Annotated in this window: 19 protein-coding genes and 1 pseudogene; 8 read left to right on the top strand and 12 right to left on the bottom strand. The window is 51.3% G+C overall.

Annotation, left to right across the window (positions count from 1 at the left end; translation table 11 throughout):
• Window positions 1-404 precede the first annotated feature (404 nt).
• Both C7B82_RS28405 and C7B82_RS28400 read left to right on the top strand, forming a co-directional pair.
• Window positions 405-2096 carry a slr1306 family protein gene (locus C7B82_RS28405; RefSeq protein WP_106260412.1) on the top strand — a complete coding sequence of 564 codons (1692 nt, stop codon included), beginning with the start codon at window positions 405-407 and terminating at the stop codon, window positions 2094-2096.
• Window positions 2068-3543, top strand: a complete 1476-nt coding sequence (locus C7B82_RS28400; protein WP_245940139.1) for a GTP-binding protein — start codon at window positions 2068-2070, stop codon at window positions 3541-3543. Before C7B82_RS28405 ends, C7B82_RS28400 begins: the two co-directional genes overlap by 29 nt.
• A gap of 20 nt (window positions 3544-3563) precedes the next feature.
• Here the strand turns inward: C7B82_RS28400 and C7B82_RS28395 are convergent.
• Together C7B82_RS28395 and C7B82_RS28390 are read right to left on the bottom strand one after the other, a co-directional pair.
• Window positions 3564-3843 (bottom strand): annotated as a pseudogene (locus tag C7B82_RS28395) (transposase); the annotation flags it as partial.
• Window positions 3844-3918: 75 nt separating this feature from the next.
• Window positions 3919-4731, bottom strand: coding sequence for a hypothetical protein (locus tag C7B82_RS28390; RefSeq protein WP_146141297.1), 813 nt, complete (start codon window positions 4729-4731; stop codon window positions 3919-3921).
• Here C7B82_RS28390 and C7B82_RS32800 point away from each other — a divergent pair.
• Window positions 4730-4903, top strand: a complete 174-nt coding sequence (locus C7B82_RS32800) for a hypothetical protein (RefSeq protein WP_181357745.1) — start codon at window positions 4730-4732, stop codon at window positions 4901-4903. The two genes, C7B82_RS28390 and C7B82_RS32800, sit on opposite strands and share 2 nt — an antisense overlap.
• 70 nt (window positions 4904-4973) lie before the next feature.
• Here the strand turns inward: C7B82_RS32800 and C7B82_RS28385 are convergent, their stop codons facing one another.
• Window positions 4974-5636 carry a TetR/AcrR family transcriptional regulator gene (locus tag C7B82_RS28385; protein WP_106260405.1) on the bottom strand — a complete coding sequence of 221 codons (663 nt, stop codon included), beginning with the start codon at window positions 5634-5636 and terminating at the stop codon, window positions 4974-4976.
• A gap of 131 nt (window positions 5637-5767) precedes the next feature.
• Between C7B82_RS28385 and C7B82_RS28380 the strand changes: the two genes are divergently transcribed.
• On the top strand, window positions 5768-6001 hold the full coding sequence (locus C7B82_RS28380) for a tautomerase family protein (protein ID WP_106260403.1): 234 nt from the start codon (window positions 5768-5770) through the stop codon (window positions 5999-6001).
• Window positions 6002-6089: 88 nt separating this feature from the next.
• Here the strand turns inward: C7B82_RS28380 and C7B82_RS28375 are convergent, their stop codons facing one another.
• From C7B82_RS28375 to rdgB, 7 genes are all read right to left on the bottom strand, one after another.
• A complete protein-coding gene (locus C7B82_RS28375) occupies window positions 6090-8333 on the bottom strand; it encodes a CHASE2 domain-containing protein (protein WP_106260401.1) in 2244 nt (747 codons plus the stop codon).
• 7 nt (window positions 8334-8340) lie between these two features.
• Window positions 8341-9126 carry a DUF928 domain-containing protein gene (locus C7B82_RS28370; protein WP_106260400.1) on the bottom strand — a complete coding sequence of 262 codons (786 nt, stop codon included), beginning with the start codon at window positions 9124-9126 and terminating at the stop codon, window positions 8341-8343.
• 332 nt (window positions 9127-9458) lie between these two features.
• Entirely contained in the window at window positions 9459-11219 is a 1761-nt protein-coding gene (locus C7B82_RS28365) for an ABC transporter ATP-binding protein (protein ID WP_106260398.1), read from the bottom strand.
• A gap of 110 nt (window positions 11220-11329) precedes the next feature.
• A complete protein-coding gene (locus tag C7B82_RS28360; RefSeq protein WP_106260397.1) occupies window positions 11330-12541 on the bottom strand; it encodes a YdcF family protein in 1212 nt (403 codons plus the stop codon).
• A gap of 471 nt (window positions 12542-13012) precedes the next feature.
• Window positions 13013-13228 carry a hypothetical protein gene (locus C7B82_RS31720; RefSeq protein ID WP_146141296.1) on the bottom strand — a complete coding sequence of 72 codons (216 nt, stop codon included), beginning with the start codon at window positions 13226-13228 and terminating at the stop codon, window positions 13013-13015.
• 157 nt (window positions 13229-13385) lie between these two features.
• On the bottom strand, window positions 13386-14060 hold the full coding sequence (locus tag C7B82_RS28355; protein ID WP_106260395.1) for a sugar transferase: 675 nt from the start codon (window positions 14058-14060) through the stop codon (window positions 13386-13388).
• A 422-nt stretch (window positions 14061-14482) separates the two neighbouring features.
• Entirely contained in the window at window positions 14483-15052 is a 570-nt protein-coding gene (gene rdgB / locus C7B82_RS28350) for an RdgB/HAM1 family non-canonical purine NTP pyrophosphatase (protein ID WP_181357743.1), read from the bottom strand.
• A gap of 178 nt (window positions 15053-15230) precedes the next feature.
• On the opposite strand from rdgB, the gene C7B82_RS28345 reads away from it, so the two are divergent.
• The 3 genes from C7B82_RS28345 (at window position 15231) to C7B82_RS28335 (ending at window position 16632) form a co-directional block, all read left to right on the top strand.
• Window positions 15231-15458 carry a DNA-directed RNA polymerase subunit omega gene (locus C7B82_RS28345; RefSeq protein ID WP_106260391.1) on the top strand — a complete coding sequence of 76 codons (228 nt, stop codon included), beginning with the start codon at window positions 15231-15233 and terminating at the stop codon, window positions 15456-15458.
• A 239-nt stretch (window positions 15459-15697) separates the two neighbouring features.
• Entirely contained in the window at window positions 15698-16264 is a 567-nt protein-coding gene (locus C7B82_RS28340; RefSeq protein WP_181357741.1) for a hypothetical protein, read from the top strand.
• A 2-nt stretch (window positions 16265-16266) separates the two neighbouring features.
• On the top strand, window positions 16267-16632 hold the full coding sequence (locus tag C7B82_RS28335; protein ID WP_106260389.1) for a DUF1818 family protein: 366 nt from the start codon (window positions 16267-16269) through the stop codon (window positions 16630-16632).
• A gap of 44 nt (window positions 16633-16676) precedes the next feature.
• On the opposite strand, the gene C7B82_RS28330 is transcribed toward C7B82_RS28335, so the two are convergent.
• Entirely contained in the window at window positions 16677-18578 is a 1902-nt protein-coding gene (locus C7B82_RS28330) for an FAD-dependent oxidoreductase (RefSeq protein ID WP_106260388.1), read from the bottom strand.
• A gap of 287 nt (window positions 18579-18865) precedes the next feature.
• Window positions 18866-19306 carry a hypothetical protein gene (locus C7B82_RS28320; protein WP_106260384.1) on the bottom strand — a complete coding sequence of 147 codons (441 nt, stop codon included), beginning with the start codon at window positions 19304-19306 and terminating at the stop codon, window positions 18866-18868.
• Window positions 19307-19780: 474 nt separating this feature from the next.
• Here C7B82_RS28320 and C7B82_RS28315 point away from each other — a divergent pair, with 474 nt between their 5' ends.
• Entirely contained in the window at window positions 19781-21646 is a 1866-nt protein-coding gene (locus C7B82_RS28315) for a response regulator (RefSeq protein ID WP_106260382.1), read from the top strand.
• Window positions 21647-21690 lie beyond the last annotated feature (44 nt).

Here is a 21690-nt window from a genome sequence, read left to right as displayed (position 1 = left end):
CACCCAAGCTACAAAGCGGTTTTTTCTACCCAGGTTGGGACGGGTTACCTAAGCCTCAAGATACAAGGTTGGGTTGAACAGCGTGAAACCCAACAGGCTCTTGATTTTGTTGGGTTTCGTTTGACTCAACCCAACCTACGTTTGTATGCGAGTTCACATGGAATTGGTATAAGGTGATTTCTAAGAAAATATGTACTGCTTGGTAGGGGGTAGGTTTTGCCAGCATCTTTGCATCCAGCCCATCGCTTTGGTAGCAAACGTTCTCCTACAGGTGTTTTGTCTGCTAGAAATCTCCTAAGTTACAGGACGACCGCTAAGTAGTGCGATGTCATGCGGCTATTGGTCGTTGGTCTCAGTAAAAACGGTCGTTCTGCTGAATGACCCTACCACTCCATTGATTGACTATGACCGTTAACGTGAAACGCCCTCTCATAATTGGTGGTGGTCTCTTGGCGCTCAGTCTTGGGGCTTTAGACCTGCTTCATTTGTTTGTTGGAGAGTGGGGCATGTATGCGGCCTTTGCGCTCATGGGGGCGGCGGGAGTGCAATGGTTGCACAAGCAAGCCGATCGGAAAAAGGTCACGCCTCAAGCACCGTTGAAGGTTGACTCTGTGACGGTCAAGCGAACGCTGGCAGAAGCGACGCAGGTGATGACTCAGCTCCAAGAAGAGGTCGAAGACCCAGCGGAGAAAGTTGCTTGTACAGCGGCTCAACCCCGCGTGTCGCGGTTACAGTCACAAATTTCTCAGCTTCGCCACGAGTTGAATCGCGAGGAGCTGCGTATAGCGGTTATGGGTGCGAAGGGCACTGGCAAAACTGCATTACTCCAGCTGCTACAGTCTGCGTGGGTTGATCACCCTTCTAGAGTGCTGCATTTCAGCGAAGTACCCAGCTTTACGGCGACTACAGCGCCTGGCCTGATCGGTGATACGTTGGGGCTCCAACAAGCCATTACGGCAGATTTAGTGCTGTTTGTGGTCACTGGAGATATGACCGCATCGGAACTGCAAGCCGTAAAACGGGTGGTTGCCACTAAGCGCACTGTGCTGGTTTTTAATAAGCTGGATCAGTATTTGCCGAGCGATCGCGACACCATTCTCAGCCAACTCTACTCCCACCTTGAGAGCGTTCTGGCTGCTGCCGATGTGGTGGCGATCGCTACTGCACCCAAACCGATCAAAGTCCGGCAGCATCAAACGGATGGCTCCATCACTGAGTGGTTAGAAGAGCAAGCGCCAGATTGGGCTGATCTCACTCAACGGCTTGAGCAGATTTTGGCGCAGGAAGGCCAGCAGTTGGTGATGGCAAGTGCCTTAAACCGTGCAGTGACGCTGAAACACCAGGCAAAGCTGGTGCTAAATGATGTGCGCCGAACGCGAGCGTTGCCTGTCGTAGAACAGTTTCAGTGGGTTGCTGCCGGAACTGCCTTTGTTTGCCCCGTGCCGACCTTGGATGTGCTGGCAACGGCGGCTGTGAACGCGCAAATGATCCTTGACTTAGGCACGCTGTATCGGCAGAAGTTTTCACTCCAGCAGGCGCAGAAAATGGCAGCGACCATTGGTAGCCTGATGCTGAAGTTGGGGCTGGTGGAGCTATCAACCCAGACGATCGCGGGCTTCCTGAAGGTGAACGTGTTGACGTACGTAGCAGGCGGTTGCATTCAGGGCGTGAGTGCCGCGTATCTCACGCGAATCGTTGGGCTCAGCCTGATTGAATATTTCCATGCTCAAGAGCCGAACCTTACGCTAACGGAAGCTAGCCCGCTGGCGATCGAGCGTCTCAGCGACATTTTGCAGTCTGTTTTCCAGAAAAACCAGCAGTTAACGTTTCTCCAAAGTTTTGTCGGGCAGGCAATGGAGCGGCTTGTTGCCTCTACGAACCAGCCGTCACAGAGTCCTTCTCAGTTTCCGTCACAGGCGATTGATACTGTTCCCTCTGAAATTAGCCCAGCAGTGTTAGCAGAACCGCTGCTCATCCCGCTCAAGACAGCGTCGGCATTGAGCGATCGCCAAGAAGTTCGTATTTTGGATGAGAATGGAGCTAGCGTCCGTCGTTCTATGCCGAGCCTTGACCCAACCTCCCTTTCCTCCCACTGAACCTACCCCGCGATCGACGAGTGGCGTTGACCCGCAAGAACTGTCTCTCAATCGTGCCCGTAGTAGCTTACGGCAGGCATTGAATCGCTACAATGCGTTCTTCCGGTCTGAGAAAAATCGTCCGCCCAGTGGGGTCGATCGCGAAACGCTCCGTAGTGATGTCGAGCAACTCACCGTCACGCTGAATAAGCTTGACAGTCAGGTGGTTCGCATTGCTGTATTTGGGTTGGTCAGTCGCGGGAAATCGGCAGTATTGAATGCGCTGCTAGGTCAAAAAATTCTCCCTACAGGCCCGTTGAATGGTGTGACTCAGGCACCACGATCGGTCTACTGGTCATTAACAGGCAACGCAGAAAGTGCGACAACGACGGCTGCACTGACAGTTCCGACTAACAGTTTGACCGTTGAGTTTATTGATACGCCAGGACTGGATGAAATTGATGGACAGGCGCGGGCACAGATGGCGCAGGAGATTACTCGGCAAGCGGATCTGATTCTGTTTGTTGTCGCTGGCGACATTACGCGCACTGAGTATCAGGCGCTCTGTGACTTGCGACGGGCGCACAAGCCCCTCTTGTTGGTTTTCAACAAGATCGATTTATATCCCGACCAGACGCGACAAGCCATTTATCAGAACTTGCAGCAGCTTGCCGCTAAAAGCGTTGATGGGATGCAGCTCCAGCGGTTGATGTCGGCGAATGAGATTATTCTTGTTGCGGCTGATCCGGCTCCGATGCAGGTGCGGGTCGAGGTGAATGGTCGCGCGACCTACGAGTGGGAGGCTTCACCTGTACAAATCGATAGCCTCAAGCAGAAAATTCTCGCCATTCTGCGGCAGGAAGGCCGCACGCTGTTGGCGCTCAATGCCCTCTTTCAGGCAAGGGATGCTGAGGCAGCCTTAGCCAGCAAAATTTTAGATGTTCGCAATACTGAGGCAGAGGCTCTGATCTGGAAGTTTGCTCGCTACAAGGCGATCGCGGTGGGCATCAATCCGATCGCGGTCATCGATTTAGTCGGCGGTGCGGTTTCCGATCTGGCAATGATTCGCGCGCTGTCTGAACTCTACGGGTTGCCCGTTACGCGTCATGAAGCCAGAAAGCTCTGGAAAACGATTCTGCTTAGCTCCGGTAGTCTGATGCTGTCTGAGTTTGGGAGCGGTCTGCTGCTGGGTATGGGCAAAAGTGCGGCGGCAGCGACGGGAGGCTTGGACGCTTCGACCAGCTTTTCGGCCTATGCGAGTACTGCGATCGTTCAGGGTGGCATTGCGGGCTATGGGGCGTATGCGGTTGGTCGTGCGGTACAGGTTTACCTGGAACAAGGCTGTAGCTGGGGAACACAAGGCCCCAACACCGTGATTCAAGACATTCTCAACCAGCTAGAACCCAACACGATCGTCTATCGTTTGCGCCAAGAACTCAGCCAGCAGCTTGGCTTGCCAGATTTGTAGAGATGCGAGTGAGTAACATGCGGCTCAAAGGCGCCATTGCGGTCACGCGGCACCCCACTCTCGACTTCGCCAAACTGCGCCCTTAATGGTCTTCTTACTGACGCCATTGCGGCGATTTCTGGGGCGTTCAACCTCTGGCTGTCCCTGCTCCTCTGCCAAATGGGTGCTCAACTCCGCACTCAAGCAGCGCTCGACTAGGGCTTTAGTCAGTTGCTTGACGATCCCGCCTTCTCCCATCAAGTCTTCGGGGTTTCGGTATTCTTTGAGCAGTTCGTCAATCAGTTCGGGTCGAAAGGTCATGGTTTGTGTCTGGGTAGGTTAGTTCATTAGATCTTGTTTTGACCTTTGACACAAACTAATTTACAGTCCCTCCTTTTATAGCGATCGTTCTATCTTCCTTACCGCCTGTTCAACTTTCCCCAATAATTTCCACAGCTGCTGCTGGTCGTTGGGATTGATAGTTGCTGCATGACCCAATTCAAGGCTGGCTTTAATCAGGCTAAACACAGGGCTGTAAACGACAGGTTGACCACCGCCACCGCGCAATTTGCTGGCTCTAGCAACAAGCTCTGCCAGTTCGGGTGTCCAGTCCTTTAAAGCTTGAGCCGAGACCGTGATGGGTTCTGGAGCATGGCGATCAGTGAAGCGTTCAATGATGGTGCCCCGCTGTTTCGCAGCAAGGTACGTTTCCTTTAAGCTGCCCGAAATACCGCCACCAAACATAATGTTGTAGCTTTGCAGCAGCCCGTCATAAATGATCTTGTCCTTAAACGGTAGGAGAACAGCTCGAACGAGTAAGGGCAACTGACTGGGATGAAACATTTCATCGAAATCATTTTGCAACCCCCAAACTCCGTAGACCTGATCATCCTCTGCAATGAAAATAGTGTACTTCTTGAGTATCCGCTCGATGTAGAAGTCGCCTGAAATAAGGTTTTTCCACTGCTCAACGATCGCCAGCTTTTCGGACGAAAAGTCTTGCGGATTGTCCTTTAGAAATGTGTCAATCAAGGTGTGATCGGCATACATGACTTCTCGCACTTTGCTTTTGTCTTCTACAGGAACCTCTTTCGCATATTCCTCGATCGTCTTGATCTTGGGAAAGAGCTTCAGTGATTGCTTGACATGAAACTGTAGCGCCCACATAAGCTCGTAGTACAATGCCGAATCTTGCTCAGATAGGTGCATGGTCAGACTCCGCTTACTGCCGTTATGGGCTTATGATCCCACATTCCGCCTTTCCACTGGCACCGTTGCGGTGAAAGCCATGCAAAATCATGGCTTTCACCCCCACTCCTGGACTGATCCGTTCTCGTCAGTCTGCGCCCAGATGTTGATTGATCTACCCAACACGCTCTAACGGACAAGTGGCGATGAAATTACAAGCGTGATGGAATCAATCTGGCAAGGCAATCGACTACCTATGACAATCATTTCGTCTTCGACGCTGCACCAATCGCGAGTCGTGCTAAGACATTTTCCACACCCTTGCGCGCTTGTGCCAGATGAATCGGGTTGTTCGTCATGACAAAAAGGAAATTCGCAGCCAACAGCATCGCCTCGATTTCAAATACTGCCTGATCAACTTCCGTATTGGGATCGATCTCCCCCAATGCCTGCGCATCAAGAAGGCACTGCCGCAAGAAAGCAAGCCACTGCTCTAGCACCTTGACAACCCGATCGCGCGCTAAACCGGGACGTGTATCGAGTTCCGCAGCGACTGCAGCGAAAAAACACCCACCCGGAAAAACTTTGCGTTCGAGATGTGAAAGAAAGGCATTAGCTAGCGACTTAAGCCGTTCCGCACCCGCGTACGCCCTCATCGCAGGCTGAAGCACATCACGATCAAAAATCACGGCTGCCGTTTCGATCGTCGCCAACTCCAGCTCTTCTTTGGATTTGAAGTGCGCGTAGAGACCACTCTTGCTCATTCCAACCTCAGCCGCTAAGTCTCCAATTGACAAACCAGTCAGCCCTTTTGTTGTTGCCAGTTTCGCTGCAGTCAGCAGAATGGTATCGCGGCTGGATTGACCTTTTGAGCGAGGGAGATCGCCGCCTGCGGAGTTAGTTTTTGACGATGAAGCAACACTCATAACTTAAATTAACACTCACGACTTGACAATAGCACGAACGGTCGTAATAATCAAAGAACGACAAAAGAACGAACGGTCGTTTTTATTGTCCTTTGCGCCCAACAAACCCTTCAACAAACTGGAGAAAACCAATGCCCCTAGTGAATGTAAAACTGATCGAAGGCGTTTTCACGCCAACGCAAAAGCAAGAGATGATCCGCAAGCTCACGGATACGATGGTGTCCATCGAAGGTGAGAACTTGCGTTCAGTGACATGGGTAGTGATCGAAGAGGTTAAGAGTGGCGACTGGGGATTGGGTGGCAATCCCCTCACGACCGACGATGTGAAAGCGCTTGCGGCTGGAAAGTCGAAAGTTAACGCCTAACCTGCGTTGCAGTGAACCCGACCATCGCGCTGTGGTTGCAAGTGTGTTCCTTGCGAGTCGGGTCGCTAGTCGCCTAGCCTGACTTACACTAGGTCGATCGCCGCAGTTGATCGAGCGCTGCACTTACTTCAGGCGCTAAACCAGCAAAGCGAATGGGCATGCCTGTAAACCGAATCCGCACACAGTTGGGATTAGTTGCTGCTTTGTCTAAGACCTTTGCGTAAAGGTCATCCAGTTCGGTGTCACTTTGTAAGAGATCGGGCAGGTTGAGTTTGAGGTTGCTGAGTGGGGTGAGGAAGTGATCCGATCGCAGTTCGGCGCTCTTGTCTGAAAGGCTGACTAATGTACCTTCAAACAGGGTGCCTACTGCATGTTTGCCTTCTAGAACGGTGTAGCGCACCGGAATTGCGGACGCCAGCGTCACGAATTCCTCTTTTTCTTCGGGCAAAAAGAGATTGTGTTTGCCGCCAATGCCGCTGACGTTGTAGAGCTTAATGGGTTCTTTGATGCCCTTAGGTTCAACCTGAATGTGACCATCGACCTGCACAAGATCGCCAGCATCATGGAACGTGCCTTCCGAAATCAAAATCTGTCCGCCCACGGTGTAGGATTCGATGCGCGCCGCTAAGTTGACGTGGTTGCCAATCACCGTATATTTGGCACGTCGCTGAGAGCCGATGTTGCCGACCACAACCTCGCCTGTGTTGATGCCAATGCCCATTTCGATCGCGGGTAGCCCAAGCTGCTGGTTTTGCCGATTGACCTCTGCCATTGCCGACTGCATGGCGATCGCGCAGGCTACCGCACGTTCCGAATCATCCTCTCGATAAATGGGCGCACCAAACATAACAAAAATGCCATCCCCAATGAATTCATTGATGGTGCCGTTGTACCGGGTGACTGTATCAGACATCATGCCTAGATAAAGGTTGAGAATGGTCACGACCTGTTCAGGTGGACGACTTTCAGAGATGGCAGAAAACCCACGCAAGTCTGAAATTAGAATCGTGACCTTGCGCCGTTCTCCACCGAGAGTCAACCCACTGGGTGTTTCGAGCAAACTGGCAACCACTTCATCGGTTAGATAGCGCCCAAACGTGCGGCGCATTTCAGCCGCAGACCGGGCGACATAACCCGTGATCACGATCGATGCTCCCATCAACGCCATAAAGGGTGGCACAACCGGAATCCACCACCCCTGTAAAAAGGTCGCATAACTGGCAGTCACCAGGCAAATGCCTGCAACGAGGACGCTCACTGTATTCCAGGGACGAATACCAGGCTTGCCAATATACCGTTGTCGCCAGCTTAAGATCGCACCAACGGTTGCCCATCCTAAAATCCACAGCGCTTCCAGTGGTTCGCTCCAGGTTCTTAGCGTGGGCATCCGTTCGTCCAGCGTCGCACTGAGAATCTGGCTAATCAGGTTGGCATGAATAATGACGCCTGCCATGCGCTTTGGCGCGGTTAAACTGCTGCTATAGGGCACATAGAAGAGGTCTTTCAGACTTTCAGCTGTAGCACCGATGAGCACAATGCGATCGCGCATGAGATTCGGCGGCACCTTCTGCTCCAGCACATCTGTTAGCGTGATGGTCTGAAACTGCTGTCTGGTGCCTCGATAGTTCAGCATGACCTGGTAGCCACCGGCTTCGGCACCGACATAGCTGCCATCATTGGCATTAAACGTGGGAAAGACTGCTGCACCAAGCTTTATCTCATTGTTGGGTGTCAGTTCCGGCTCAATGCCTTTCTTTTTCAAGTAAAGCTCTGCCAGCTTAAACCCAAAGCTAAAAACGGTTTCGTCTTTCTGGTCTTCTAGGTAAAATAAGCCTCGACGCACTTTGCCATCGCCATCTAGCGGCAGGTCATTCGCACCGACCTGATCACGCTGCTTGAGCACAGGAGGGGGATTGACAGGAGAGCTATCGCTGTTGCTAGCAACTTTCTGCACACCAATGAGATTCGGCGTAGTTGTAAAGAGTTTGGTCAACGTTTGGCGGCCGGGCTCAACCGGCAAATCACGGTAGAGGTCTAGCCCGATCGCTGCTGGTTTTTGTTGCTTGATCGTCTCTAGCACCCTAGCCAGTTCTGCATCTGTGAGCGACCAATGACCAACCTTCTGGACATCAGCTTCGTTGATTTCAACAATGACTAACCGAGAGTCGATCGCCTCCTGAGGACGCATGAGCAAAAACTGATCCAGGACTGGAAACTCCAATGCCTGGAGTAGTCCCAGCGCACGAAGGCCCAAAAGCACAGCTGTAACGCTGGGAACGGCGATAATCATCCCGCGCCAATACCAAACCTTTTGTCTCAACGTTTTCCACATTTAGCAGTTATGGCTTTGCTTTACAGCAATTAAGGAGTGGTTCTGTCGCGACGGCTTCTAAGCCAACGGATTTCAGCGCGTCACGCCAGTCGTTGAGAACCTTGGAATTTTGTGGATATTGCTGCTGGAGATCGGCAAGGGATGCTAATGTTTCGTGCCAAATGCCAGCCTCCGCATAAAGATTGGGGCGATTACCAGGTAGGGTCTTTTGGAGTGCTTTCGTCAGCGCCACTTCAGGAGTCGATCGCTCAATCCATCCTTCTACCGTGGGGCTACCACTTAAACCACTGGTGGCATCGCAGAGCGTTGTGACAAACCAGTGATACTGCTTACCTACTTGTAGTGCTGGAGCCTTTTCGGGCAGGTCAAAACGTACGATCCCCCCTTTAGGCGGCAAGACAAACGTCGTTTCGTAGACCACTTCAGTGTCATCATCGCTGAGTAAGAGAAACCCTGCTGTTTGAGCCGGGGACTGAGGCACATAGACAAAAAAGCTGGGACGTTCAGCAAAAGTGAGACCCAGTCGAGTCCGTGGCACTACCGCCGTCAGCCGTTGTTTCGTTGGTTGATTGCTGCCCCTCAAGCAAGAACCACGACTGGCTCCACCTGCCGTCGATCGCGGTGCACCACGTTTCGGCACTTTGAAGTTAAGGCTGACCTTGGATGGCGACACGATCGTAGAACGGGTGACAGCCTTCTGTGCGTTAGCTGGTAGTTCTACAAGCAGCACGCACGGCACCAGCAAGGATAGGGAAAGGATGGTGTAGTAGCGCGAATGTTTTGTACAGGTCATGGTGACCCCTCCCTCGGTTCGTTAAGTAAGTGATTATAAGGCTGGCTATTGTGAACTCATCACTAAACGTGAGGTTTCCAGACGTTTTCTACGAAAAGCAGACACGAGTATCAAACTTGACTATCGAGACCGAGGACAACGTGCTTGTATCGAGTCGAATGCGATCAGTACACGTCATCCACCCAGTATTCTTTAAGACTTAGTCATTAGATTGATACCCTAGACTACCCGTCGTCTTCAGGAAACTCGCGTCATCACGTCAAAACGAAATAAAGCGTCAAATGGAACGCCTGACCAAGGGCAAATTGATTCAGCCAACCAGCGGACACCAATTATTGCAAGACTTCCTCTAGCTGGTGCTGGTTCCACAGTGTTTTATACAAGCCGTCCTGTGCGATCAAGGCCGCGTGACTACCAGACTGCACGATCGCACCCTGGTTCATCACAAAAATGCGATCGGCACTGGCAGCAGCAGACAGTTGGTGAGAGATAAAGAGCACTGTTTTGCGGTTGGTGCCTTCAGAAAGGTTGCGCAAAATTTGGGTTGCCGTCTGGTTGTCCACACTAGAAAGAGCGTCATCTAGAATCAGGATCGGGGCATCGACCAGCAACGCTCGCGCGAGGGCAGTGCGTTGCCGTTGACCACCCGACAGCGTGATCCCACGCTCACCCACGATCGTCTCATACTGATGCGGAAAGTTGAGAATTTCACTGTGGATTTGAGCTTGCTTGGCCGCATAAACAACGGCAGCTTCGTCTGCGCCCGGCTCTCCATAGCGAATGTTGTTCTTAATCGTCGTGCTGAAAAGAAAGCTGTCTTGCGGAACGTAAGCGATCGCGCCGCGCAGATCCGAAAGTCTGACCTGAGTAATATCGTAGCCATCCAAAAAGAGTTGCCCTGGAGCAATGTCCAGCAACCGAGGCAACGCGTTTGCCAGTGTTGATTTACCACCCCCAATCGGCCCCACAATGGCAACGGTTTCCTGTGGCTGAATGGTAAAGTTCACCTGCTGCAGAGCCGGTCTGCTGACGCTACCACTGGCTACCGGAAAGGCAAACGTCAGGTTTTGCGCGGTTAATTCACCTTTTATCTGCGATCGCGGCAGGGAAATCGCATCTAGTCGATCGCAGATTTTGGGCTTCACATTCAGAATCGCCTCAATGCGATCGACACTCACCTCACCCCGTTGGTACGCCGTAATCGTAAACCCCAGCAAGGCCGCAGGAAAAGCTAGTTGACCGACATAAAGTAAGAGGGCAACAAAATCGCCAACGGTAATAGCACCTTCATTAATCGCGCTTACCCCAAACCGCAGCACGACCAGCAAACCTACACTTGCCAGCCCAGGCAACAGCGGCAGCAGCGTACTTCGTGTCAGTGCCAGCGACAAATTTGCTTCTAGCAATTCTTCATTGCGTCGCTGAAAGGCTTCTCGCTCGTTTTCTTCCTGAGCATAAATCTTCACCAGGGAAATGCCGCTCATATCTTCTTGAATGAGCTCACTGAGATCAGACAACTGCTCCTGCACCACAATCTGCTGCTGCCGAAGGCGTGTGCTGAACATCTGCACCAAAATCAGCATGATCGGGTAGACCGACAGAGACAGGAGCGTGACTTTGACATTGATCTTGAGCATTGCGGGTAAAGTCAGCCCGTATGCGAACAGCGTGTTTGCCACACTGAGCACCGCAAACCCCAGCAGACGGCGAATATTATCGACATCACTCGTCGCTCGATTGATCAAATCACCAACCGTATTGATGGCGAAATACGATGGCTCTAGCGCAAGCAGATGGGCAAACAATTTCTGCTTTAAGTCAAACTCAACCTGACGACCAACCCCAAACAGCAGCGTGCGCGAGATCATCCGCACAAGCCACATGATGGTTGCCATCGCCAGGACAAGCACCACGTAGTAGAAAACCTGATCGAAGCTGAACGTCACCTGAAGCTTATCGATCGCATCACGAATTTGAAGGGGAATGCGCACCCCTAAAAAATTCACAACGAACAGTACCAGAACGCCTAAGACTGCTGCTTTCCAATGGGGGAGGAGGTATTGCCCCAATTTTCGCAGCCGAGATTGAGCCATTATTTGGTGTATCAGTGCGTAAACTCTCTCATCCTAAACGAATTGAGTCAGCGATCGCTGGCCACCGTTGAGGACAAATCATCACCGTTTAGCATCGCTAAACCACCTCATTAGCCCAGATCCCTAAACTTAATCCAGCCGCGCAGAAAGTAATAGATGGAGCTGGAAAATTCTTCGATCGCCTGTGAACCCAAAGTCAGAGCGTCTATGCTAGGCAAAAAATCGGTTGCCTGAAGTTGGGGTTCAACCAAATCGCGCTCTGGTGCCAAATTGTCCAGCTTGGAACGAGCTGGCAACGTGTAGAAATCGGTTGGTCGTGCCACAGGGTAAAAGCCAAACACTTCTCGAAAGGTACGGTAAGTGCGCTCTGTGCTCATGGCCGTGTTGATCACTGTCAATTGATTGCCGTAATTGATTTTATTGTCATCCAGAATTTTTTTGACGTTCTCAGCGCTCCGGCGGATACTGACGCCATCGTGATCGAGAAACCGCATCGCTTCACAGGGAACATTCAACGACTGATTGAGGAACGTCTGGATGTCTTTGGCTTCAGACACCATTTCTTTGGTTTCACCATCCTTCGTCTTGCGATCGAGCCTGCGCGGCGCACTAATCACAATCTGGCTGTTGGGGTTTTGTCGATACAATTCAGCTGCATAGAAAAGGCGATCGGCTTTATCCGTTAATTGAATCGGCAGTTGAGTCGGTGCCTGCGTCAGCACCCGAAAGGCCTCCGCTGACATGGGTTGTTCACCATCAGGTGGTCGTGGCGTAGCAGGTGTGGCAGGCATGCCTCCCTGCGTCGGTCGCAGAGGCGGGCAGGTCGTTCTGGGTCCTAAAAAGGGACGTGTGGTGTCTCGTCCCAAAAGGACAATGACCCGGCTATCACCCGTGACTTGTGCAGCCGCTGGTTGGATCATGCGAATCCCTTCCCATTCCAACTCCTGAGCCATGAAATAGGACACGATGGGTAGACAACAAGCCAGCAAAAGTACCAGCGCAGTGTTAATGACTCTACCGACAACCTTGTTGACCTTGGTGCCAGTCAACAAAATCAGGAGCAAAATGACTCCCAGACTGAGCGGCCGAAAAATCAACGAAATCAGGTACCAGAGCGTCCGAAAAATATCGGAATCATCAAAGACCGATGGCCCGCTGAAAAAAGACACTGCCAAAAGGCTCAAAATTAGCAGCAGCACCAACAGGCCGAGAAATGCTCTTGGCAGCGCTTTGAGCAGTACAAACCAGGTGACTAACCCAACCACAATCCAAAGCAAGACCTGAGTCAGCAGCAGAAAAACATCTGTGAGCAGTAAAACCATGCTGAGCGTTCCTACCTGCCTGCTATAACTGAATCTGCTTTACAACCGTACCGACGCGATCGCATATGCACTCTTACCCACTGGTCTTTTACAGACACCATGATGCAACCAAATGGTGAATTAGCAACAATTTAATGGGTGATCATGCAGAGCAACCGAATGACGAGAGCCCTGTCTACAAGCGCTTTACTCCAGGACGACTCCAAAGCCCATCTGTATAATACATTTGTTTCGTAATACAAACGTTCGCCTAAGGCAAATTGGCGCGATCGAAGAGACTTCGCAAAGAAGCTTGAAAAGACTTCGCGAAGAACCGGATTGTTGCACAATAATCTGGATGTGCTTGTTTGGCTGTCATTGTTTGGCTGTAAGGGCTGCCCGTGAAAGTCGGTTCAGGAGAGTTTAGTCGTGTCAATGATTCTTGCTTCAATTGTGTTCGTCTTGCTCTTTATCGTTCTTACAAAAGAGATTTTAGGTAAGTAACCGCATCGAGAGTTCCTGGCGATCGACCTGACTGTAAAACCAGCGCACTGTATCACCAAAACAAAGAGGGCGCAGTTTGCGCCCTCTTACAGCTGTTTTCATATTCACCACACCCGATACCCTACACCCCACACCCGTCTTGATTGAACTGTGGCTTACTCGATCGAGAACCGCTGTAAATAAAACTTTCTCAACCAGCGTCATAATGAAAAATTTTGCAGATGTAAAGGCTTTGTAGGGAAAAGCAGCCGTCCATCTCTACCCAAAAAAGGGGCGTTCAACGCTAGGGAATCGAAACTTAAAGACCAAAAATGTTGAAGACTAAAAGCTTACTGTTCTAGTTCGCTGTTCTGGCACCTGCTTAAAAAGCACCAACCTTAGCCACAATGACGTAAATCGTGCGAGCAATCAGAGTTACATCGTAAAAGGGATGCCACTGAGCCTGGTAGCGTAAATCAAGCTTCACAATATCCTCAAAGTCTTTAACGGTCGATCGACCGTTTACTTGCCACTCACCCGTCATCCCAGGCTTGACACTCAACCGCTGCCAGTGATGAGGTTTGTAGCGAGACACTTCATCAGCCGTTGGTGGTCGTGTGCCAACCAGGCTCATCTCACCCAGCAACACATTCCAAAACTGAGGAAACTCGTCCAGACTGCTACGACGCAAGAAGCGCCCAATCTTTGTCACGCGGGGATCGTCCTGATTTTTAAAGATGAGTCCGCTTGCTTCGTTCTTCACCTGCGACTTCAGGTCGTCCGCATTCTGCACCATGGAGCGGAATTTGTAGATCCGAAACGGCTGCCCTAACAAGCCATAGCGTTGTTGGGCATACAAGATGGGGCCAGGACTATCGAGCTTAATGGTGATCGCCAGCGGAATGAAAAGGATCGCTAGAATCAACAAGCCAACAAGACTACCGACAATATCTAGAAGCCGCTTAGAGATCGAGTTGACCGATCGATGTGGCACCTGAAGAGCAGCGGAAGCCAACGTCGATGGATCATCCAATGCGGTAGGTAACGTTGATTGCATAACCGTTTCAGCGTGTGGGATTGCGAACCGTACAATTACTTAGAAGCTATGGCTAAACTATAGTTCCTACTTCATGGGCAAAGATCGTACCCGTTGATCCACGGACTTAATCTTTTCAGCAACTTTACATAGCTAATACTTTGTAAAGTTGGAGTGAAGTTCGAACTGCCTTTGAAGCGTGAAGATGCGTAGAGCTGGCATAACCAATCCCTGTAGTCTTCTACTTAGTAGGCTCTCTTGCTCCGGATCATTACTGAGTCCGGAGCATTACGGAGAAGTTCTCATGAAATTGAAGTTCTCATGAAATGAAAGTTTCAGACTTAGGGCTATAAAGAAAGCATGTTGTGGATTACAGCGATCAGCTAGTCAAAGAGTCTTAAGTTTTGAGTTTGGCTTTTTACTCGACTCCCGACTCCCCACGCCTACAGTGACTTGAGCCGGGGTAGCAGCGCCTGCAGTGCCTTCCCACGATGGCTAATGGTACGTTTTTGAGTGGTTGACATCTCGGCAAACGTTAACCCCTGGTTCGGGACATAAAAGATGGGATCGTAGCCAAAACCACCTGTACCGCGAGGACTGTGGAGAATCCTACCAGGACAACTGCCTTCTGCTTGCAGGGCGATCGCACCATCGGGTCGGGCGATCGCGATGACACAGACAAACCGTGCCTCACGATTCAACTCATTGCCTAATTCATTCAGCAGTCGCTCAATTCTCTCGGCATCTGAATGGCCGTAACGGGCAGAATAAACGCCTGGCGCACCGTCGAGCGCATCGACCTCTAGCCCTGAATCGTCAGCGATCGCCCACTCTCCGGTGGCTTGTGCTACGTGTGAGGCTTTCAGGCAAGCATTTTCGGCAAACGTAGCGCCTGTTTCTTCAACCTCTAAAGCGTCTGGCTTCAGCGCCAAGGCCCAATCGAGCCCTGCCAAATACGCCTGCATTTCCTTGAGCTTGCCTGGATTACCTGTGGCTACAACTAACACTGTCATCAGTTCAATTACCTCGATCCACCCGACTTACCTGTTTTCAATCACCTGAAGCCAACTGTCAACAGGCTTTCAGCCAAGCTTTGTGACTAGATGCTGCACCCAGTTTGGTCTGGTTACAGCGGAAGTCATACACTCTTGATAGACTAGAGCATAATGTCTTCACTAATCAGGTAATTTCATGCAAAAGCGTGCCGCGTTCGATAGCACTCAGTTGATGCGTCGGGCTGACGAGTTGATTTCAGCCGCTTCCAATCGTTATCGGATTACGGTTCAGGTGGCAAATCGGGCCAAGCGTAGACGGTTTGAAGATTTCGACAGTGTTGACGATCCCATGATGAAGCCAGTCATGCGAGCCATTATTGAGATGTCGGATGAACTGACTCAACCCGAAATTATTGGTGAGTAACGTCTAAAGTTACGGCCTCTCTGTACTGACATACGAGAAGCCTGTTTGCTTGGTGCGCGACGCTGACGGTAACACCACCCTATGTAGAGAAGGCTGTATGTCAATATACCGATCGACTAGTAAACTACTATCCGCTAGCAAACTATAGGACGGGTTTAACAAGCCAACCGCTAACAGCGAAACGATCTTGTTAAACCCGCCCCTACCAATCTCTCCCAACATATTGAATGGGCGATCGTATGACCAAAAAACGGATGGGGCTTCGACGCCTAAGCATCAGTCTAATGGCGCTGATGAGTGGCTTGCTCATTGTGACGACTCTGGCAGTTCTACCTGATGTGCTGACTCAAACATCTGCCCTGGCTCAACGAGTGCGACCAGAGGGTGTTTGGCAAGTTGTCTATGAGCGAGTGCCGTCGCTACCCAAAGAAAATCAGTACGTCAGCAAGGAAACCGGGAAAGTTGAAGCAGAGAATACGCTAGTCGGTCGTTTTGTGCGCTATCACCTTTATGTGGCCGGACGATCGCCGCTCTACCGCTTTGACTGGAAGCTGACGTTGGCAGACTACCTGGGGTTGGGGCTCAACGGCGCCTTTGACGAGACGAGCTATCCTAGCCGTGCAACGCTGCGGACGAACCCAGCGGATGGTGATCGAGCCGCGATTAAACAGCTCAACCGATCGCAGCGTGACGCATTAGTACAGGCTTTAGTAGATACCTTCTCACCAGCGACATCTCAATCCTCTCGTCCCGCAGCAGCCCCAAGCTCTCGTATACCCGCGATCGCGCCAGCACCAAAGCCTTAACGATGGCGCGGTTGGTCAAAAGTGGTCTTGGTTGGCGGCTAGGCTGGGATGCTGAGGCAGAGATCTTCAAAGGCTTAGTCGGAACGGAGGACTGGGCACTGGAGCTGACAGAAGCAGAGCTCCATGATTTCTGTCGGTTGTTGCATCAACTGGCAGAGACAATGGCTCATATGAGCAGTGAGTTAATGGATGAGGAGGCGATCGCCTGTGAAGCAGAAAGCGATCGCCTCTGGCTAGAAGCTGACGGTTACCCGCATGACTACAGCCTGCACTTGATTTTGTTGACTGGACGACGCGGTGAAGGTCGTTGGGATGCCAACGCCGTACCTGCTTTGATCGAAGCCACGCGATCGTTAACTGTTTTCTAAGGCAGTGCGATTCGTCAGCCAACAAACCTTGTGGCCGTGTGCCCCTACCAACGGTAGCGCAGTCCCTGAGACGTGAGATAGCGCTGCAAGGTAGGCATTAACCGTTTGGCCGTGATTGCTGCCGGTGCCAGGTTGTGCGGGGCTTCTGTTACCAGCCAACCTGCGGTTGCTCCAGCCGCTGCTCCAATACTCCATTCACTGTAATGCGTTCGCGTGACCGCATTCGCAATATGCGTAACGGCAATGCTTTTACCACCGATCAAGAGATTATCCACGCCTTGCGGTATTAAACTTTCTAGCGGGATGTGGAGTGGGCGGATGTCAGACTCTTTTACTGGGGCACTGGCCGCTTCATCAGAGGCTTGCCAGTTGCGATAGCGGCAGCCATGCAGATCGATCGCGTAGTGAGTCACAGCGATCGCGGTGCGGCTGAAGTCACGTCCACCGGCTAAGTCCTTTCGCAAGTCCATCTCTCGAATCATAAATTCACGCTGTCCATACGCGCTGCGCCCGCTAATCCGTCGGCCCTCTCGGATGTAGGGCACCATGCTCAAGCCTGACGTCGTGCCCATTGGAGCGTCAGAGCCTCTCATCAGCATGAGGGGAAACTGGAGTTTTGCTTGTGTCTTCATCAACCATTCAGCAAAGAGCAGCGCATGCTCTTGAGCGCTTCTCAGCGCGACTGTTTCCAGTCCGCCTTTCCAGTTCTGGCGCTGTCCAGACGTATCAAGTTGTTGCTCTGTCAGGATTAGCGGTGGATTCATCCAGTTCCAGTCATTGCCACGATTCCAGTTCACAACCGTCATATCCCCCAGCACTGATGTGTCATAGAACGGGTTATTGCGGGTTGTGCTGATAATCCGGCGGTAGTTGAAAAAGTTATGTAACCCCTGAAACATGGGATAACGCTTGACCGAAAATTCTCGCTGATGCTCTTGCCGCGAATAATCTGGCTGCAAACGCGCCAAGGCTTTCAAACTCGCTCCATGGTCATTATGGAGCGCCAGGACAAAGGGATAGGTAAACGCCTGAGTGCAATCGGGATTGGCTTTCAGGGAAGCATTGGGCTCTCCCGTCGTTGCTTTCGCTTCAGTACCAAGATGATGCGGAATGCCTGCCCAACCAACCAATTCCCCCGTATCAGTCGCATCAATAACCAGCAGTCGTTTGCCGGGAGGTGCGTGGAGACGCAGAGACTGTTTGGCAAACACATCATCGGTTTGCCAGGAATACCAGCGCCCTAACTCTGTTGAAAACCACCCTTCAGGTACATAGTCAGACCGATGCGGAAGGCGACGCACTGCATTAATCGTCGTAATCAGCTGACCTGTCGCATCAAACTCAGCCCCTTTAAAGGCAATGCTGGTACCCCATCGGCTGCCAGGAGCGCTAACCGCCGCCGCCTTGAGCAGTTTCTGGGCCGCAGCAGCACCTGCGTGGGGCGAAAAACAGAGCCGTCCAACCCAGCAGCTATTGAGATCTTCAACCCGTTGCTCACTTCTTACCGGAACCCAGGAAGGCAGCGTCACGGTTTGCTGTTGAATTAACGCCTTAAAGCTCGTCCAGCTTGGCGAAAAGGTGCCGCTTTCCCACATCAAGCGCGATTCGTCGATCGCTGACACCCCTTGAGCACTAATTTGTCCGCCGAGCCAGGGTGTAAGTTCAATCAGGCAGGTGATAGCTCCCGACTGCATGGCATGAGCCGCTGCCGCAACACCACCGAGTGAGCCTCCCACAACCACAACCTCACATTGCCATACTTCCTGTGCCAATGGAAGCGGTGACAGTTGAGGGCGACCATTCTCCAGTAATGGGAGCGGTACGGGCTGTGTGAACGCGACCAAAGGCTCAGGCGTACCAATGTCGATTGAATCGCTCTGTAACTCCTGAGGAGAAAGCAGGAAGAGGCTAGAAACCGTGAAACCCAGCACAAAGCCCATGGTCATCAGGGTTATTAACCGTATCCCTAGCCGTGAGCAGAGGCGCTTTTGTAAAAGTGAGCCTTGTTTGCTCCAGGCTTGTTTGCCCCAGACTTGTTTGCGCCAAAAAGCATGCGTTTGGAGTCGCGATCGCTTCAAAGAAGCTCGTTTTCGAAAGAGCAAAAATCGTTTCACAGCGAACCCATCACCATCACCATCACTGGCACAGGTTGTAGCACATCAATGACTGAATCGCTGAAAATAAGCACAGTTTAAATCGACCACTAGCTCTGTTAACGTATGCATCAAGAACGCTAGTTTGTGCTCGACTTAAAGCTGCCTAAAATAGCATCAAGCACTTGTTTCGCGGCTTCTGCCTTTGTTTTAGTCTCGTAGTACTGATTAACCGCCAGAGCAAACTTGTTCAAGGTTTTGAATCCAGTTTTAAGCTCGTCAAGGTCTTGCGGCGAAATCGGCTCCTCCAGCTTAAACAATGACTCAATCTTCCTCAGGACTGCGAGCGATTGGTCTTTAGACTCCTGAGTTTTCAGCTTTAAGGTTGCGAGATTCGATAGCACTTGAATTGCCTGCGTGATCTCTTCATCAGCTGTTAGGGACACCTTCAAATCGGGGGCTGCAGACGCTTCTGGGACATGAAGGATGGGTTCATCAAGCTCACGAGTGGCTGAGTCAACACTTGCTGCTTCTGGTACTGCAGCGTCAACGGTTTTGACGCCGTTTTTAGGAGTGGTCATGATATGGAGTTCCTGCTAGAGCATTTTGATCGAGGGCAAGCAAGTTTTAGTATACGTCCTGGCACTGCTAGTTTAGCGATCGAGCAAAACATTTGTACTATTACCAGGTGATCTTGAAGACAAGAGGCTTCCAATGATCCGGTTCACTGTACAGCGCTCATTGGGTGTAGCTGATGGTTGAGAGCATAGAGTCAGGAACGCCTGTTGTGTGCAAATGCTTTTACATGAGTGAAGCGATACAATGCTGTAACGGCAGTTGGCAGGCGTTGTCTTGCCGCTTGATAACCAATTAATTTAATGTTGATTGCCACAGGTGTTGATTGCTACAGGGGTTTGAAGCGCCTGTTGAATGACTGCCTCAAGCAGGAAAGCAAAGTCAGATATCTCTTTTTTTAAGTAGTAATATCTATATTCTTAAAGTGGTAATTTTTTCCCAACAACGCTTCTGTTGACTTAGAGCCAGCGGGTATCAATGTGAAAATTTTATTGGTGGAGGATGACCCAGCCATTAGCCTCCTGATTGAGGAGGCATTGAGCACCCATCATGTTGTTGAGGTTGCAGAAGATGGTCGATCGGCTTTGGCGTTAGCCGAGCAGGTTGGTTATGACCTCTTACTATTAGACATCGGCATTCCTGAGATCGATGGCATTAGCGTTTGCAGACAACTGCGCAATCAGGGGTGTCAATTGCCCATCCTCCTATTGACAGCAAGAGATCGGTTAAGCGATCGCGTGATGGGGCTGGATGCTGGGGCAGACGATTACATGGTCAAACCCTTTCATATGCCAGAACTCCTGGCACGGATCCGTGCCTTGCTGAGACGTGGCAGAACCACAACAACCTCTGTTGTGACCTGGGGTGATCTGCAGCTTAACGGCCTAACCAATGAAATTTTCTATGGAGGGCAGCTTTTACACTTAACGCCGAAGGAGTATGGCATTCTGGAATTGCTGTTGTTGCATCCCCAACAGATTTTCAGTCGCTCTGCCATGATTGAACACCTTTGGGCTTTGGAAGCGACCCCAACCGAAAGTGCCATCAGTAGCCATATCAAAGCGATTCGGCAGAAGTTGAAGGCGGCTGGAGCCAGCCAGGACTTAATTGAGACGATGTATGGCTTTGGTTATCGCCTGCGTCCAGGTTTAGCGTCCCCACGGAAAGCGCTCGAAACCGTGGCTCCGACAAAGAAGGAAGAGCCTCTGAAGGCAGCACCAGGCTTTTCCCTAGAAGCAACTGATGCCGCTATGCTTGAACTTTGGGAGCGGTTTAAAGATTCTTTCATTGCCCAGATTGACTTGCTAGATCAAGTCGTTGATGCATCACGAACGGGCCACTTAACGGCTGAGTTGCATCAGGAGGCAAAGCAGACTGTGCATAAATTAGTGGGGTCGCTGGGCGTGTATGGCTTCCCGCAGGGGTCGGTGCTGGCGAGGCAAATTGAAACATTATTGCATCCTGATCTGGCGTTGGAGGCCGCTGAAATTCAGCAAATAGCGCAATGGATAGAGGCGTTGCGACAGGAAATGAGTCAACCGCCTCAGACGATGGCATCGGCTCTGCAAGGGCTTTCCCAACTGCCACGGGTGCTAGTGATTGATGATGACGTGGCGCTAACCGAACGCTTGCAGGCAGAAGCAACGGGTCGATCGCTCCACCTCATCATGGCCTCCAATCTAGAAGCGGCACAACGCCTGCTTGATCGCAATCGACCAGAGGCGATTTTGCTCGATCTGACTGTTGCAGACGGGCATGAAGCTGGTCTAACCTGGCTGACAACATTGAGGCGACAGTATCCCCAGATTCCAGTACTGGTTCTTACACAACGCGATCAGTTTCACGATCGCATTGCTGCAGTCCGGTTAGGGGCACAAGCCTTTCTGCAAAAGCCTGCTACGGTGGAGCAAATTTTTCAAGCTATTGCCCAGACGCTTAGTGCACGGTCATCACTGACAGGTACGGTCATGGCTGTAGACGACGATCCGGTCATTCTGCATCAGTTATCAGCGGTGCTATCACCCTGGGGCTTGCAGGTGACAACCTTGCTCGATCCCGATCGTTTTTGGGACGTGTTGACTAGCACTGCTCCCGATCTGTTGCTTTTGGATATCGAAATGCCAGGGTTTAATGGCATTGAACTGTGTCAGGTGGTGCGGCATGACCCTCAATGGGGCAACCTGCCGATCCTGTTTTTGACGGCTCACCAGGAGGCAGACATGATTGTTCAGGCATTCGCGGCTGGAGGCGATGACTATATTCGCAAGCCGATTCTGGAACCGGAGTTAGTTGCCCGTGTGCTTAATCGCTTAGAAGGTCGATCGAAGAGGCTAGTAGGAGGGTGAGCAATCCCATCCTCCCATCACGTCAAAGCGGTAGCTGGGTTTGG

Source organism: Stenomitos frigidus ULC18 (assembly GCF_003003795.1).
In the GTDB taxonomy this organism is placed as follows: Bacteria; Cyanobacteriota; Cyanobacteriia; order Leptolyngbyales; family Leptolyngbyaceae; genus Stenomitos; species Stenomitos frigidus_A.
This window is presented reverse-complemented; position numbering and strand designations above follow the sequence as displayed.

Coding starts and splice junctions, on each gene's coding strand:
- rdgB (WP_181357743.1), bottom strand. CDS start 15,052: ATGACAGTGTTAGTTGTAGCCACAGGTAATCCAGGCAAGCTCAAGGAA.
- C7B82_RS28365 (WP_106260398.1), bottom strand. CDS start 11,219: ATGGCTCAATCTCGGCTGCGAAAATTGGGGCAATACCTCCTCCCCCAT.
- C7B82_RS28320 (WP_106260384.1), bottom strand. CDS start 19,306: ATGACCACTCCTAAAAACGGCGTCAAAACCGTTGACGCTGCAGTACCA.
- C7B82_RS28405 (WP_106260412.1), top strand. CDS start 405: ATGACCGTTAACGTGAAACGCCCTCTCATAATTGGTGGTGGTCTCTTG.
- C7B82_RS28380 (WP_106260403.1), top strand. CDS start 5,768: ATGCCCCTAGTGAATGTAAAACTGATCGAAGGCGTTTTCACGCCAACG.
- C7B82_RS28385 (WP_106260405.1), bottom strand. CDS start 5,636: ATGAGTGTTGCTTCATCGTCAAAAACTAACTCCGCAGGCGGCGATCTC.
- C7B82_RS28345 (WP_106260391.1), top strand. CDS start 15,231: ATGCAAAAGCGTGCCGCGTTCGATAGCACTCAGTTGATGCGTCGGGCT.
- C7B82_RS28375 (WP_106260401.1), bottom strand. CDS start 8,333: ATGTGGAAAACGTTGAGACAAAAGGTTTGGTATTGGCGCGGGATGATT.
- C7B82_RS28390 (WP_146141297.1), bottom strand. CDS start 4,731: ATGCACCTATCTGAGCAAGATTCGGCATTGTACTACGAGCTTATGTGG.
- C7B82_RS28370 (WP_106260400.1), bottom strand. CDS start 9,126: ATGACCTGTACAAAACATTCGCGCTACTACACCATCCTTTCCCTATCC.
- C7B82_RS28330 (WP_106260388.1), bottom strand. CDS start 18,578: ATGACCATGGGCTTTGTGCTGGGTTTCACGGTTTCTAGCCTCTTCCTG.
- C7B82_RS28355 (WP_106260395.1), bottom strand. CDS start 14,060: ATGCAATCAACGTTACCTACCGCATTGGATGATCCATCGACGTTGGCT.
- C7B82_RS28335 (WP_106260389.1), top strand. CDS start 16,267: ATGGCGCGGTTGGTCAAAAGTGGTCTTGGTTGGCGGCTAGGCTGGGAT.
- C7B82_RS28340 (WP_181357741.1), top strand. CDS start 15,698: ATGACCAAAAAACGGATGGGGCTTCGACGCCTAAGCATCAGTCTAATG.
- C7B82_RS28360 (WP_106260397.1), bottom strand. CDS start 12,541: ATGGTTTTACTGCTCACAGATGTTTTTCTGCTGCTGACTCAGGTCTTG.
- C7B82_RS31720 (WP_146141296.1), bottom strand. CDS start 13,228: ATGACGCTGGTTGAGAAAGTTTTATTTACAGCGGTTCTCGATCGAGTA.
- C7B82_RS32800 (WP_181357745.1), top strand. CDS start 4,730: ATGGTCAGACTCCGCTTACTGCCGTTATGGGCTTATGATCCCACATTC.